A 14,959-nucleotide genomic window follows, 5' to 3' on the forward strand; every position below is an offset into this window, starting at 1 on the left:
TCACCCTGTCGAGCACGGACCGTCCCACGAACATCGGCGCGGGCACTAGCGTGGTCCGGTGACTTCGACACTCCCTACCCCCTTGCCGACCGGACGTCAGCACGTCCTGGAGCTCGGCGACCAGCGCGCCACCGTCGCCGCAGTCGGTGCCAGCCTGCGTCAGTACTCCGTCGGCGGGCGCGACGTCGTCCTGCCCTACGGCGAGGACCAGATGGCCCCCGCGTTCTCCGGCACGGTGCTCGCCCCCTGGCCCAACCGCCTGCGCGACGGCGCCTTCCGGTTCGAGGGCGCCAACTACGACGTGCCGCTGAACGAGCACGACCGCCAGACCGCTCTGCACGGCCTCGTCGCGCACGCGACGTTCAGCACGGTCGACGAGAGCACGGACTCCGTCACGCTCGAGCACGTCGTCGTGCCCACGCACGGCTACCCGTGGCCGGTCCGCCTGCGCCTCACCTACAGCCTGAGCGCGACGGGCCTTCGGGTGCAGACCGACGTGACCAACCTCGGGACGACGACCGCGCCGTTCGGTCTCGGCTTCCACCCGTGGCTCTCGCCCGGCGACGGGATCGTCGACGACACGACGCTGCAGGTCGACGCGGCACGGCACGTCACCGTCGACACGCGGCTGCTGCCCACCGGCAACGAGGCCCTCGTCGGCCCGTTCGACCTGCGCACCGTGACGCCGTTGCGCGGGATCGCGCTCGACGACGCGTGGGTCCAGCCGACCCGCGACGAGGACGGCCTCACGTGGGTGCGGTTCGGGGGCACCGACGGACGCACCGCCGCGATGTGGGCGGACGAGAGCTTCCGGGCCTGGCAGGTGTGCACGGGCGACTTCGTCGAGGCGATCAAGCGCCGCGGTGTCGCCGTCGAGCCCATGACCTGCATCGCGGACGCGTTCCGCACCGGCGACGACCTGATCCGGCTGGAGCCGGGCGAGAGCCGCGAGCTCGTGTGGGGTCTTCAGCTCGTCTGACGACGAGGCTCGGCGGCCCGCTGCAACGGCGGGCCGTCGGGTCGACGAGCACGTGCTCGTCCGGCCCGGTCAGCCGTCGTAGTACTCGCCGTCGGCCATGACGCCCTTGATGAACTCCCAGTGCCACTTCTCGTGGGGACCGCTGCCGCCCGGCTTGGCCCACTCCGGGTTGACCCATCCGTAGGCCGGACCGTTCTCGTTGAGCCAGGTCCACTTCGCGCCGGAGGTCTGGTCGCTGCACAGGTCGACGGCGAGACCCCAGCCGTGGTTGCTCTTGCCGGGCGCCGCTGCGAGCCCACCCTTGGTCGCCTTGAGCACGCGCTGCTGCGCGAGCGTGCGGTAGCCCGAGCTCAGGCAGAGGTCGGCGCCGAACTGGGCCGCGAACGCCTGGCTGAACTCGGCGAGCGACTGAGCTGCGTCGATCCGCAGCTGCGTGTGGTTGTCCCAGAGGGTGCACAGGTTCGCGGCCGTGAGCTGGCCGTTCAGGCCCGCGCTCTGCACCGTGCCCTCGCACCCCGGCAGGGCCGAGCGGGCGTCGCTGCGGCTGGCGCTGGCGACCTCGCGTGCGGCGCGCGATCCGTCGGCCGAGACCAGGGAGGCCGGCGGCAGCGCGGACAGGTCCGACCCGGCGAGCGCCGTGACCGTGCTCGGGAGCGTGGAGTCCGCGAGAGCGTCGGAGCCGAACGCGACCGAGTCGGGGACGATGCCCTGCGTCACGGGGACCGCGACGGTGACGGCGGCGAGCACCCCGAGCACGCCCAGACGTGCGACGAGCCGGGTGGAACGCCCGGCTCGCTTGCGAGACGTTCCGTGCGGGACGTTGTCGTGCGACGCGCTCTCCGGGCGGGGTGTCAGGGCGACCTCGCCGGTGTCCGCGAGCTCCCACGGCTTCGCCTCGGGCGCCGAGATCGTCGCCGTCGACTCGCTTGCGCGTGCCGTCCGGATCGCCCGGGCGGGCTGGTGCGGGACCGCCTCCGGGGCGACGGCCGTGACGGGCTCGACGACCAGCTCGGGTTCGTGCTCGATGACGGGCGCGGAGTGGACGGCCGAAGCGGCGGCCGCGGGTACCTCAGCGGCGATCCCGGGTGCCGGGGCCGCGGCCGTCCACGCCGGCACGGGCCGCACGGCCGCGGGCTCGGCGGGTGCTGCAGCCGGCGACGCCCGCACGAGGACGCTGGTCGGGCGTGGCGCCGGCTCGAGGACCGGCGCGGTGGCGGACGGCGAGACGTGGTCCGGCAGAACCGGGATCGCGACGGTGGACTGCGCTCGCGGCCGCACGCGGCGCACGGGCGACGACGAGGCTTCAGCGGTCGGCGCCTGGCGCGCTGCCCGACGCGACGGGGTCGATCCGTCGTCGACGGGCTGCTTCGCGGGTACGGCAACGGGACGGGCTTCGACGGACGGTGCCGGCGCGGAGGACGTCGCGGCGCGGGCAGCCCTGCGACCGGTCGGCCTCGTCGTGGGATCGGCCGGAGTCGAGTGACCGGGCGGCGTCGACTCCGGACGAGCGTCCGTCGAGGCGGGAGTCCGCGGGGCGACGGACGGCTGCACGACCATCGGCCGGACCGGGGTGGCGACAGCTGGCTCGGCGGTCGGACGTGACACGTACCGCGAGACCGGTTCGCTCGTGGCGGCTCGAACGGAACCGCTGATCTCCGGGGTGGGATCCGTGCTGCGCTCGACCTCACGCATGCGGCGACGCGTCTGCGGGGTGGCGGACGGCTCGGCGCTGTGCGATCCCACGACACCTCCCGTCCATCCGTGCGTTGCTGAACCGTCGCGCGGGAGACACCCCGGGACTCTTGCGGTCACGAAACCATAACGGGTGAAGGCGAGGCTTCCAAGTCCCTGGACGGGCGTCCAGTCCGGGTATCGGGACAATTCGGGCAACACGCTGCGCGACCCGCCCGAATTGCCTGCGATCAGGTGAGCTGCTCACGCTGCATCGCGTCCCGGACCTCCCCGACCAGCTCCTCGAGGATGTCCTCGAGGAACACCACCCCGACGGTCGTGCCGTCGTCCTCGACCCGCGCGACGTGCGAGCCCGAACGCTGCATGGCGGTCAGCGCGTCCTCCACCTCGTCCCCCGGCGCGACGACGGCGAGCGGCCGGACGCGCCACCCGGGCACGGGGAGTGAACGCTCGCCCTCCTGCGCGTACAGGACGTCCTTGAGGTGCACGTACCCGGTCGGGACACCGTCGGGGTCGAGCACCGGGAACCGGCTGAACCCCGTCTTGGCCACGAGCCGCTCGATCTCCTCGGGCGTGCTCCCCTGGCTCACGGTGATCAGCGCGTCAGGCGCGAGCATCACGTCGCCGGCGGTCCGGTCCGAGAACTCGATCGCACCCGTGAGCAGCCCCTGCGCGTCGTCCAGCAGCCCCTCGGCCCGCGAGCGCTCGACGATCGAGTGCACCTCCTGGGCGGTGAACGCCGACGACACCTCGTCCTTGGGCTCGACGCCGAAGAGGCGCAGGGTGTGGTTCGCGATCCAGTTGAGCGCCGCGATGACGGGCCGGACCACACGGGCGACCCACACCAGCGGCGGGCCGAACATGAGCACGGCGCGTTCGGGACCGGCGACCGCGAGGTTCTTCGGCACCATCTCGCCGAGCACCACGTGCAGGTAGACGACGATCCCCAGGGCGACGACGAACGCGATCGCGTGGGTCATCTCCGGGCTCACGCCCCACGACTCGAGGGGCTCGGCGATGAGGTGCGCGATCGCCGGCTCGGCGACGACGCCGAGGCTCGTCGAGCAGACGGTGATGCCGAGCTGCGCGCACGCGAGCATGAGCGACACGTGCTCCATCGCCCACAGGACCGTGCTCGCACGGCGGTTTCCCGCGCGCGCCAAAGGCTCGATCGACGAGCGTCGCGCGGAGATGATGGCGAACTCCGCGCCGACGAAGAACGCGTTGGCCGCCAGGAGCAGGACCGCGAGCGCGAAGGCCACCCCGGCGCTCATCGGTCGTCCTCCTCGTCAGCGACGGGGGCCGCCTCGGTGACGCGGACGCGTTCGACGCGCCGGCCCGCCATGGCGTCGACCTGGAGCCGCACGCCGTCGACGACGATCTCGTCGCCCTCCTCGGGGATGCGGCCGAGCACGTACATCAGCAGCCCGCCGAGCGTCTCGTAGGGCCCCTCGGCCGGGACCTCCAAGCCGGTGGTCTCCGCCAGCTCGTCGGGTCGCGTCACGCCCGGCAGGAGCCACGAGCCGTCCTCGGTGCGAGCGGCGCCGGCCCGGCGCCGGTCGTGCTCGTCCGAGACCTCGCCGACGAGCTCCTCGACGACGTCCTCGAGTGTGACGACTCCCGACGTGCCGCCGTACTCGTCGACCACGACGGCCATCTGCAGCCCCTGCTCGCGCAGGCCGACGAGCAGGGGGCCGAGGTGCACGGTCTCGGGGACCTGGGGCGCCTCGACCATGAGCGCGCCCGCGGGGACGTCGGCCCGGCGCTCGTACGGCACCGCGATCGCTCGACGCAGGTGAACGAGCCCGACGATGTCGTCGCTGTCGTCGCCGATGACCGGGAAGCGCGAGTGACCCGTGCGCCGGGAGAGGTCGATCACGTCGGCGGCGGAGTCACCGCGCCCGACCACGACGAGCCGCAGCCGGTCGGTCATGACGTCGACGGCGGTCAGGGTGGTGAAGTCGATCGAGTTGGTCAGCAGGGTGGCCGTCGACTCGTCCAGCGTGCCCACCTCGGCGGACCGCCGGACGAGGGCGGCCAGCTCCTGCGGCGACCTGCCGCCGGACAGCTCCTCGCGCGGCTCGACGCCGACCCGGCGCAGGAGGGCGTTGGCGCTGCCGTTGAAAAACGTGATGAGCGGCCGCAGCGCGCTCGTGAACGCCCGCTGCAGGGGTGCGACCGCGCGCGCGGTGCTGAGCGGCTTGCTGATCGCGAGGTTCTTCGGGATCAGCTCGCCGACGACCATCGAGAACCCGTTCACCACGATGATCGCCAGGAGCGCCGCAACCACACCGCCGACCGCCTGCCCGAGCGCCGAGTCCTGCAGCGGGAGCCGCAGGAGGCGTGCCACGGCCGGCTGGGTGGTGTAGCCGAGCAGGACCGTGGTCAGCGTGATGCCCACCTGGGCGCCCGACAGCTCGGTCGACAACCGTCGCAACGCCTTGAGCACGGACTGGCTGCGGCGGTCGTCGGGGGACGTCTGCTTCTCGACGACGCCGGGGTCGAGCGTCACCAGGGAGAACTCGCTGGCGACGAACACGGCCGTGCCCAGGGTGAGCAGGATGCCCAGGCCGACCAGGAGCCACTCGCCGATCACGCGGCGGTCCGTGGAGTACGGGCAACGCCGACCCGCAGGTCGGCGTTGGGATGACAGGGGGGAAGACGGGAGAGGTGGCCGGCATGGTCTTCGACGGGTCTGAGCCGATGGAGACGCCGGCAGCTACTTGAGCTGCTCATGGTGCGCCACATCATACGGGGGCACTCTCGGGTCACGCAGGGCCGGGAGCGCAGGTCGTGCAGGTCGCGCAGGTTTTTCCTGCCACCCTGTGCCACGCTGGCGACATGGTGAACCTGAGCGGTGGGCCGACGACGGCGCCCGGTGCTGGTGGCGGGACGACCGTCCTCGTCGTCGAGGACGAACCGGCGATCGCCCAGGCGATCGTGCACCGACTCTCTGCCGAGGGCTGGACGGTCGAGTCGGCCGGTGACGGGCTCGCGGGAGTCGCGGCCGCGTCGCGCCTCCGACCCGACGTCGTCGTCCTCGACGTGATGCTGCCCGGCATCGACGGGCTCGAGGTCTGCCGGCGGATCCAGGCGGAGCGGCCGGTGCCCGTCCTCATGCTCACGGCCCGCGACGACGAGACCGACATGCTGATCGGGCTGGGCGTCGGCGCCGACGACTACATGACGAAGCCGTTCTCCATGCGCGAGCTGGTGGCGCGGACGAAGGCGCTGCTGCGACGGACCGAGCGCGCCGCACGCGCCGTCGAGATGGCCGCTGCCGACCAGCCCGAGCCCCCGCTGGAGTTCGGCGACGTCACCGTCGACCGTGCCCAGCGACGCGTCACGCGCGGCGACACCGAGGTGCACCTGACGCCTACCGAGTTCGACCTGCTGCTCGCGCTCGCCGCCTCGCCGCGCACGGTCCTGACCCGCGAGCGCCTGCTCGCCGAGGTCTGGGACTGGGTGGACGCGAGCGGCACCCGCACCGTCGACTCGCACATCAAGGCGCTGCGCCGCAAGCTCGGCCCGGACCTGATCCGCACCGTGCACGGCGTCGGGTACGCGTTCGAGCCGATCGAGCAGGGCTCCAGCGACACCGGCCCCGCGACCCAGGGCGCGTGAGCGCACCGCGGCACGTGCGGGGCGAGCTCAGTCGCTCGCGGATCCCCGACGTCCGACCGCTCGACCGGTTCCGCTCGATCAAGATCAAGCTCGGGATCCTCGTCGCGGCCACGGTCGCGCTGGCCGCGTTCGTGACCTGGATCGGCCTGACCTACTTCGCGCTCGGCCCGTCGCGCACCCTGCCTCTGGCGATCATCGTCTCTCTCGTCGTGACGCAGTTCCTGGCTCGCGGGATGACCTCGCCGCTGCGGGAGATGACGTACGCGACGCGGAGGATGGCCTCGGGCGACTACAGCCAGCGCGTGCAGGCGACGAGCATGGACGAGGTCGGCCAGCTCGCGAACGCCTTCAACACGATGGCCGACGACCTGGAGCAGGCGGACACGTTCCGTCGCGAGCTCGTCGCCAACGTCTCGCACGAGCTGCGCACCCCGGTGACGGCGCTGCAGGCGCAGCTGGAGAACATCGTCGACGGCGTCAGCGAGGCGGACCCGGTGACGATGCAGGCCGCGCTCGCCCAGACCGAGCGCCTCGGCCGGCTCGTGACGTACCTGCTCGACCTCTCGCGGCTCGAGGCCGGCGACGTGACGCTGGAGATCACCGACCTGCCCCTGCGCGAGTTCCTCGAGGAGGCCGCCGAGGGCGCCATGCTCGTCGGCGCGGCCAAGCACCTGCGGTTCCCGGTCGTCGTCGTACCGGACGACCTGCGGGTCCCCGCCGACCCGGACCGGCTGCACCAGGTCGTCGCGAACCTGCTGCACAACGCGGTCCGCCACTCCCCCGAGAACGCCGAGGTCCGTCTCGAGGCCTCGCTGGTCGGGGGCGACGTCAGGATCGACGTGATCGACCATGGCCCGGGCATCGCACGGGACCAGCGGGCCCACGTGTTCGAGCGGTTCGTGCGTGGGAACAGCCCTGCCCTGACCGGTCAGGGGTCTACGGGCGGGACCGGGCTGGGCCTCGCGATCGTGCGCTGGGCGGTCGACCTGCACGGCGGGCGCATCGAGGTCGCCGACTCCGACGTCGGCTGCACGATGCGGGTCACGCTGCCCGGCAAGCAGGGGTGATCCGTCCCGGTTCGCGTCCTTCGTGCGGACCAGCACAACCATGACCTCGCAGGGCCGCCGACAACCTCGCCTTGAGGTCCCCCGAACTGCCCCGTTGCCCCACGTTGACCCGGCTGTGTCGGCGAGGTGAAGACAGCTGCGGATCCGGTCCAGAAGGGCCTCCTGAAGCAGGTCGCGAGGCGTGCAGGCCGTAGTGTTGTTATCGACAGAATGAGCATCTGAACCAGCAAAGTCGCGGTCTCGGACCGCAGCGGAAGTGGGCGATCCCAGCGTGACCCAGAAGGCCGATCCGGACTCGGCGCGCGCCGTCTTCGGTGCGAACGAGTGGCTCGTCGACGAGCTGTACGAGCAGTACCTGCAGGACAAGAACGCGGTGGACCCCGCGTGGTGGGACTTCTTCGAGGGCTACAAGCCTGACGAGACCGCCACGAACGGCGCGACCCCGCCCACCAACGGCCGGCCGCAGGCCCAGCAGCCGGCACCGACCAACGGCACAGCTGCACCCGCCGCGCGGCCCATGACGACCCGGCCCAACCCGCTCGTCGCACCTGCGCAGATCCCGCCGGCCCGACCGCAGGGCGCGCACGCTGCACCGGCCAGCCCGGCGCCCGCGGCCCCCGCCGCGTCTGCGGCGCCCGTGTCGTTCGTCGAGCCCCCCGCCACGACCTCCCCGATCGCGACGGCCCAGCCGTCGACCGCGCCGTACGCGCAGGTCGCTCGGCGCGCGCACTCCGAGGACGACGCAGCCGAGGCGACCGACGACATCCAGAAGCTCCGCGGCCCGGCCGCCCGCGTCGTCACCAACATGGAGGCCTCGCTCGAGGTGCCGACGGCAACCTCGGTCCGCGCGGTGCCGGCGAAGCTGATGGTCGACAACCGGATCGTCATCAACAACCACCTCGCCCGCGGGCGCGGCGGCAAGATCTCGTTCACGCACCTGATCGGCTACGCGATGGTCGAGGCGCTGGCCGAGATGCCGGCGATGAACGCCTCCTACACGCAGATCGACGGTGACAAGCCCGGCATCCTGACCCCGGCGCACGTCAACGTCGGCATCGCGATCGACCTGGCCAAGCCGGACGGCACGCGTCAGCTGCTGGTCCCGGCGATCAAGAAGTGCGAGACGCTCGACTTCGCCGGCTTCTGGGCCGCGTACGAGGACGTCGTGCGCCGTGCGCGCGGCAACAAGCTCGCGGTCGACGACTTCGCGGGCACGACGATCTCGCTGACGAACCCGGGCACCATCGGCACCGTGCACTCGGTCCCCCGCCTGATGCAGGGGCAGGGCACGATCGTCGGCGTCGGTGCCATGGACTACCCGGCGGAGTTCGCGGGCACCTCCGAGGAGGCGCTGAACAAGATGGGCGTCTCCAAGGTGCTGACGCTCACCTCGACGTACGACCACCGGATCATCCAGGGCGCCCAGTCGGGCGACTTCCTGCGCATCATCGGCCGCAAGCTGCTCGGCGAGGACGGGTTCTACGACCGCGTGTTCGCGGCGATCCGCGTGCCGTACGAGCCCGTGCGCTGGGTGCGCGAGTCCGCCGACGCGGACGCCGAGGCCATCAAGCCGGCCCGCATCGCCGAGCTCATCCACTCCTACCGGTCGCGCGGCCACCTCATGGCCGACACCGACCCGCTGGCCTACCGCCAGCGCAAGCACCCCGACCTGGACGTGCAGACTCACGGCCTGACGCTGTGGGACCTGGACCGCACGTTCCCCGTCGGCGGCTTCGGCGGCAAGCCCCGCGCCAAGCTGCGCGAGGTCCTCGGTCTGCTGCGCGACTCCTACTGCCGCACGGTCGGCAGCGAGTACATGCACCTGCAGGACCCGCGGCAGCGCCGCTGGCTGCAGGAGCGCCTGGAGTCCGGGTACACGCGCACGCCCCGTGAGGACCAGCTGCGCATCCTGCGCCGCCTCAACGCGGCCGAGGCGTTCGAGACGTTCCTGCAGACCAAGTACGTCGGTCAGAAGCGGTTCTCGCTCGAGGGTGGCGAGTCCGTCATCGCGCTGCTCGACGCGATCCTGTCGAAGGCGGCCGACAACGGTCTCGACGAGGTCGGCATCGGCATGGCGCACCGCGGCCGTCTGAACATCCTGGCCAACATCGCCGGCAAGTCCTACGCGCAGATCTTCCGCGAGTTCGAGGGCAACCAGGACCCCAAGTCGGTCCAGGGCTCGGGCGACGTGAAGTACCACCTGGGCACCGAGGGCACGTTCACTGCGGAGTCCGGCGCGACCACGTCGGTGTACCTCGCCGCGAATCCGTCGCACCTCGAGGCCGTGAACCCGGTGCTCGAGGGCATCGTGCGCGCCAAGCAGGACCGCATCGACCTGGGTGGCGACGGCTTCTCCGTGCTGCCGATCCTCATCCACGGTGACGCGGCGTTCGCGGGCCAGGGCGTCGTGTTCGAGACGCTCAACCTCGCGCAGCTGCGCGGGTACCGCACCGGCGGCACGATCCACGTGATCATCAACAACCAGGTCGGCTTCACCACCGGTCCGTCGTCGTCGCGCTCCTCGCAGTACGCGACCGACGTGGCCAAGGGCCTGCAGGTGCCGATCTTCCACGTGAACGGCGACGACCCCGAGGCGTGCGTCCGGGTGGCCGAGCTCGCGTTCGAGTACCGCGAGCAGTTCGACCGCGACGTCATCATCGACATGGTCTGCTACCGCCGACGCGGTCACAACGAGGGCGACGACCCGTCGATGACGCAGCCGCTCATGTACAACCTGATCGAGGCCAAGCGCTCGGTGCGCAAGCTCTACACCGAGACCCTCGTCGCACGCGGTGACCTCACGATCGCCGACGCCGAGCAGGCGCTGCAGGACTACCAGAACCAGCTCGAGCGGGTGTTCGCCGAGACGCGGGACGACGGCTACGCGCCGCCTGCCGAGGCCGTCAAGGGCCTCGAGCGTCCGGAGTCGCAGCTCGAGGACGCCGGCGTCATGGTCGGTTGGAAGACCGCCGTCGACGCCCGCACCCTGGAGCGCATCGGGCGGGCGCACACGCGTCCGCCGGAGGGCTTCACCGTCCACCCGAAGCTCGCGCAGCTGCTGGCCAAGCGCGAGCAGATGACGCGCGACGGTGGCATCGACTGGGGCTACGGCGAGCTGCTCGCCTTCGGTTCGCTGCTGCTCGAGGGCACCCCCGTCCGGCTGGCCGGCCAGGACTCGCGTCGCGGGACGTTCGTGCAGCGCCACGCGGTGATGCACGACCGCGAGACCGGTGCCGAGTGGACGCCCCTGCTCTACCTGTCCGCCGACCAGGCGAAGTTCTGGGTCTACGACTCCTCGCTGTCCGAGTACGCGTGCCTCGGCTTCGAGTACGGCTACTCGGTCGAGCGCCCCGACGCGCTGGTCATCTGGGAGGCCCAGTTCGGCGACTTCGTCAACGGCGCCCAGACGATCACCGACGAGTTCATCTCGTCCGCCGAGCAGAAGTGGGCACAGAGCTCGTCGGTCGTCCTGCTCCTCCCGCACGGCTACGAGGGCCAGGGACCCGACCACTCGTCGGCCCGCATCGAGCGGTTCCTGCAGCTCGCGGCCGAGGACAACATGGTCATCGCGCAGCCGTCGACCCCGGCGTCGCACTTCCACCTGCTGCGTCGCCAGGCCTACGACCGCCCGCGCAAGCCGCTCGTGGTGTTCACCCCGAAGTCGATGCTGCGCCTCAAGGCCGCGTCGTCGGCGATCGAGGACTTCACCTCGGGCACGTTCCGCACCGTGATCGGCGACGACCTCGCCGCCGCGAAGGCCGGGCAGGTCGACCGGGTGCTGTTCTGCTCGGGCAAGGTCTACTGGGACCTGCTCGCCGAGCGCGTGAAGTCGGGCGACGAGAGCACCGCGATCGTCCGGCTCGAGCAGCTCTACCCGCTCGACGGTGCGGCCGCCCGCGCGGCGATCGCGCCGTACGAGAACGCCGAGCTGGTCTGGGTGCAGGACGAGCCGGGCAACCAGGGCCCGTGGACGTTCCTGTCGATGCACCTGCCGCAGCTGCTCGGCAGGACCCTGCGCGTCATCTCGCGCAAGGAGTCGGCGTCGCCGGCCGCCGGGTCCGCCAAGAAGCACCAGGCGCAGCAGGCCGCGCTCGTCGAGGCCGCCTTCCAGCGCTGACGCACGATGTGAACGGCCGCACCCGACGGGTGCGGCCGTTCTCGCGTCTTCAGCCGACCGGGCTGAGCGCGAAGGTGCGCCGGTAGGCCTGCGGGCTCGTGCCCAGCGTGCGGGCGAAGTGGTGCCGGAGCACGGCGGCGGTCCCGAAGCCGCACAGCCGGGCGATCTCCTCGATGCTCGCGTCCGAGCGCTCGAGCATCTCCTGCGCACGGACCACGCGCTGCCGCGTGACCCACGCGGCGGGCGTCGTGCCCGTCTCCGCGCGGAACCGGCGGGCGAACGTGCGTTCCGAGACGAACGCCCGCGCGGCCAGGTCCGGCACCGCCAGCTCCGTCTCGAGGTTGTCCATCATCCAGGCCAGCAGCGGTGCGAGGGTGTCGGCGTCGCACGGCAGGGGCGTGTCGACGAACTGCGCCTGCCCGCCGTCGCGGTGCGGCGGGACGACCATCCGTCGGGCGACCGCCGAGGCGGCCGCGGCGCCGAGCTCGCGACGCACGAGGTGCAGGCACGCGTCGATCCCGGCGGCCGTTCCCGCGCTGGTGATCACGCGGTCGTCGTCGACGTAGAGCACCGACGGGTCGACCCGAGCAGCCGGGAAGTGCCGCGTGAGGTTCGCGCTGTGCATCCAGTGCGTGGTGCACCGGCGGCCGTCCAGCAGCCCTGCCTCACCGAGCGCGAACGCGCCGCTGCAGATGCTCAGCACCCACGCACCCCGGGCGTGCGCGGCGCGCAGGGCCTCGAGCACAGGTTCGGGCACGGGACGGTCGTCCCCGTACGCCGGCACGATCACGAGGTCGACGTCTGCGGTGGCCTCCAGGCCGTGGTCGACCGTGATGGAGTACTGGCCCCCCTTGGTCGAGACCGTGCCGGGCTCCACGCCGCACACCACGAAGTCGAACGTCGGGCCGCCGGTGTCCGAGCGGTCGATCCCGAAGACCTCGCAGGCGACCCCGAGCTCGAAGGGGGCGACGTTCGGCAGGACGATGGCGGCGACGGATCGGAGCATGTCACCAGCATCCGAAAGCTGTGGCAGAAAGTCAACGATGTGAGGCACTTCTGCCACTCGTGGCACGAAGTACCCGGGCGGAGACTTTCTGCCATGACCACCTTCTGGATCGTCCTCGCACTCATCGCCGCAGCCTGGCTGGTCAGCCGTCTCGTCGTCACGCTCCGACGCGACGGCATCGGGACCAACCCGCCGCCGTCGTCGCACGCCGACTGGGCAGACGCCTCGTCCGGCCTGCCCAGCCACCCGTTCTCCGCCTCGCACTGACTGCCACCAGTCACCGAGGTCGGCTCACCGCTCACCCGCGACAGGCCCGGCGATGAACCGGGCCTCGTCGCGGTCCCCTGAGACACTGGGGACGCGGTCGTCGGCGACGGTCGCGCGACCGGTCGGGCGACGAGAGGTGACACACGTGGGCGAGCTGCCGCTGAGGTTGGCGGTGGTCGGCGACGAGCTGGTGGCCGGCGCAGGCGACCCGAAGGGGCTCGGCTGGCTGGGCAGGGTCGCCGCTCGCACACCGACCGCCGACCCGATGATCACCATGGCCCTCGCGGTTCCCGGCGAGACCTCCACCGCCCTCGGCGCCCGGTGGGACGACGAGGTCACGCGCCGCTTCTCCCCCGAGGCCGACAACCGCCTCGTCATCGCGCTCGGGCGGGCCGACGTCGCCGCGGGACTCTCGCTCGCGCGGAGCCGGCTCAACCTCGCGAACATCCTCGACGTGGCCGACCAGCGCCGGATCCCGGCGTTCGTCGTCGGCCCGCCGCCCGGCAGCACGGCCGACGGCGAGAAGCTCGGCGACCTGTCAGCGGCTTTCGCCGACGTCGCCACCCGACGACGCGTGCCGTTCGTCGACACGTTCACCCCGCTCGCCGCGCACGACCAGTGGCTCGGCGACCTGGCCGCCGGCGACGGGACGCTGCCCGGGCAGGCCGGCTACGGACTCATGGCGTGGCTGGTGCTGCACACCGGGTGGCACTCCTGGCTGGGACTGCCGGACGACAACGCCTGACCACCAGCGGTCCCAGAGGCTCACCGCAGCGTCCCCCGGACCGCCGTCAGGGCGGTGTCGAGCACGGTCCGCAGAGTGTCGACGGTGAGCTGCTCGACCTTGCCCAGCGCGTCCGCCTTGCGGAGCTCGGTGCGGACCTCGTCGCGGAACCGCTGCACCAGCACCTCGGCGTCGGCCCACCGGACGTGGGACGCCGTGCGGTTGTCGGTCGGCACGGGACCCGTGTGCGGGACCGCCTCGGCGCGGGCGCGCTGGGCGGCCGCCGCAAGGTCCGCACGCAGCCCACGCATCGAGCCGCTGACGTCGTCGCGCACCTGCGCAGCCCGCTCACGGACCGACTCGGCGATGCCCTCCTCGAGCGAGGCCAGGTCCCCCCGGCGCGCCTCGAGCTCCGCGCGGCCGGCGTCGGTGAGCGCGTACGTGCTCTTACGCTCCTCGTCGACACGCACGACGAGGCCCTCCTCCTCCAACCGGGCCAGACGCGGGTAGACCGTGCCGGGGCTCGGCCGGTAGGTGCCCCCGAACCGGTCGGACAGATCGGTGATCAGCTCGTAGCCGTGCTTGGGGCCGGACTCGAGCAGCGACAGCAGGTACAGCCGCAGCTGACCGTGAGCGAACACCGGCGCCATCATCAGGAGACCCCGTCCGCGACGCCCGAGCCGCGCAGCACGGTCACGTGGCCGGACACGGTGGTGGCCGAGACGAAGCAGGCGCCGTCCCCGTTGCGCAGGTCGACCCTGCGCTGACCCGGTGACGAGCCCTTGTACTCCTCGCCGTCGACGACGAAGCGCCCGGACACCGACTGCGCCTTGACCTGCACACCCTTGCCCTGCGGCAGCCGGACGGTCACGTCGCCCGAGACGGTCGACGCGGTGACGCTCGACGTGCCGGAGTGGATGTCCAGCGTCACGGCGCCGGACACGGAGTTGGCCTGCACGAGGCTCAGCTCACCGGAGGCGGCGAGCTCCCCCGAGACCGAGTTCAGCTTGAGGTCGCCGCGGTGGTCCCGGACGACGATCTCGCCCGACACCGTCTTGGCACCCAGGCGGCCGCTGGTGCCGTCGGTGATGAGCGTGCCGGACACGGTCGACACCGAGGCGTCTTCCACGACACCCGCGAGCAGACCGTCGGCGCTCACCGTGCCCAGCCTGGCCCGCACCTCGCGCGGGACGGCGATGTGCACGTCGGCCTTGTCCTTGCCGCCGAAGTTGCGGAACTTCTCGATGAAGCCCTCCCATCCGCCGAGCGTGAACTGGTAGCCGACACGCAGCTCCCCGTCCGACAGCGTGATCTCGAGCGGTCGCCCGTCGACCGCGTGCACCTCGACGCGTGCACCCGGTCCGTCGTGCGCGACGACGTCCACTCGCCCGCCGACGAGCTGGACCTGCAGCTTGGTGATGGCCTCGATCTCGATGATCTGCGGCCCGGCGACGACCCAGGACTCTGTTGCCATGATGCCTCT

12 protein-coding genes are annotated in these 14,959 nt (G+C 71.9%); 6 read left to right on the forward strand and 6 right to left on the reverse strand.

Features of this window, described 5'->3' with window-relative positions:
- Positions 1 to 58 precede the first annotated feature (58 nt).
- Complete coding sequence (locus AC1DPN_RS16750; protein ID WP_477085906.1) at positions 59 to 979, forward strand: aldose 1-epimerase family protein; 921 nt, start codon at positions 59 to 61, stop codon at positions 977 to 979.
- Positions 980 to 1,048: 69 nt separating this feature from the next.
- On the opposite strand, the gene AC1DPN_RS16755 is transcribed toward AC1DPN_RS16750, so the two are convergent.
- From AC1DPN_RS16755 to AC1DPN_RS16765, 3 genes are all read right to left on the reverse strand, one after another.
- On the reverse strand, positions 1,049 to 2,722 hold the full coding sequence (locus AC1DPN_RS16755; RefSeq protein WP_477085907.1) for a M15 family metallopeptidase: 1,674 nt from the start codon (positions 2,720 to 2,722) through the stop codon (positions 1,049 to 1,051).
- 179 nt (positions 2,723 to 2,901) lie between these two features.
- Entirely contained in the window at positions 2,902 to 3,945 is a 1,044-nt protein-coding gene (locus tag AC1DPN_RS16760) for a hemolysin family protein (protein WP_477085908.1), read from the reverse strand.
- Positions 3,942 to 5,267 (reverse strand): hemolysin family protein, encoded by a 1,326-nt coding sequence (locus AC1DPN_RS16765; protein ID WP_477085909.1) that lies wholly within the window; start codon positions 5,265 to 5,267, stop codon positions 3,942 to 3,944. Before AC1DPN_RS16765 ends, AC1DPN_RS16760 begins: the two co-directional genes overlap by 4 nt.
- Positions 5,268 to 5,512: 245 nt before the next feature.
- Between AC1DPN_RS16765 and AC1DPN_RS16770 the strand changes: the two genes are divergently transcribed.
- From AC1DPN_RS16770 to AC1DPN_RS16780, 3 genes are all read left to right on the forward strand, one after another.
- Entirely contained in the window at positions 5,513 to 6,295 is a 783-nt protein-coding gene (locus AC1DPN_RS16770; RefSeq protein WP_477085910.1) for a response regulator transcription factor, read from the forward strand.
- Positions 6,292 to 7,362 (forward strand): HAMP domain-containing sensor histidine kinase, encoded by a 1,071-nt coding sequence (locus tag AC1DPN_RS16775; RefSeq protein ID WP_477085911.1) that lies wholly within the window; start codon positions 6,292 to 6,294, stop codon positions 7,360 to 7,362. Before AC1DPN_RS16770 ends, AC1DPN_RS16775 begins: the two co-directional genes overlap by 4 nt.
- 271 nt (positions 7,363 to 7,633) lie before the next feature.
- Complete coding sequence (locus AC1DPN_RS16780) at positions 7,634 to 11,479, forward strand: multifunctional oxoglutarate decarboxylase/oxoglutarate dehydrogenase thiamine pyrophosphate-binding subunit/dihydrolipoyllysine-residue succinyltransferase subunit (RefSeq protein ID WP_477085912.1); 3,846 nt, start codon at positions 7,634 to 7,636, stop codon at positions 11,477 to 11,479.
- A 49-nt stretch (positions 11,480 to 11,528) separates the two neighbouring features.
- On the opposite strand, the gene AC1DPN_RS16785 is transcribed toward AC1DPN_RS16780, so the two are convergent.
- Positions 11,529 to 12,485, reverse strand: a complete 957-nt coding sequence (locus AC1DPN_RS16785; RefSeq protein ID WP_477085913.1) for a GlxA family transcriptional regulator — start codon at positions 12,483 to 12,485, stop codon at positions 11,529 to 11,531.
- 93 nt (positions 12,486 to 12,578) lie between these two features.
- Here AC1DPN_RS16785 and AC1DPN_RS16790 point away from each other — a divergent pair, with 93 nt between their 5' ends.
- Together AC1DPN_RS16790 and AC1DPN_RS16795 are read left to right on the forward strand one after the other, a co-directional pair.
- Positions 12,579 to 12,752, forward strand: coding sequence for a hypothetical protein (locus AC1DPN_RS16790; protein ID WP_477085914.1), 174 nt, complete (start codon positions 12,579 to 12,581; stop codon positions 12,750 to 12,752).
- A 145-nt stretch (positions 12,753 to 12,897) separates the two neighbouring features.
- The gene (locus AC1DPN_RS16795; RefSeq protein WP_477085915.1) at positions 12,898 to 13,497 is read left to right on the forward strand and encodes a GDSL-type esterase/lipase family protein; all 600 of its coding nucleotides are present in this window, start codon (positions 12,898 to 12,900) and stop codon (positions 13,495 to 13,497) included.
- 20 nt (positions 13,498 to 13,517) lie between these two features.
- Here the strand turns inward: AC1DPN_RS16795 and AC1DPN_RS16800 are convergent, their stop codons facing one another.
- Both AC1DPN_RS16800 and AC1DPN_RS16805 read right to left on the reverse strand, forming a co-directional pair.
- Positions 13,518 to 14,126 carry a PadR family transcriptional regulator gene (locus tag AC1DPN_RS16800; RefSeq protein ID WP_477086004.1) on the reverse strand — a complete coding sequence of 203 codons (609 nt, stop codon included), beginning with the start codon at positions 14,124 to 14,126 and terminating at the stop codon, positions 13,518 to 13,520.
- 2 nt (positions 14,127 to 14,128) lie between these two features.
- Complete coding sequence (locus AC1DPN_RS16805) at positions 14,129 to 14,950, reverse strand: DUF4097 family beta strand repeat-containing protein (RefSeq protein WP_477085916.1); 822 nt, start codon at positions 14,948 to 14,950, stop codon at positions 14,129 to 14,131.
- Between the last annotated feature and the right edge of the window lie 9 nt (positions 14,951 to 14,959).

The organism is Cellulomonas sp. P4_H4, assembly GCF_056400865.1.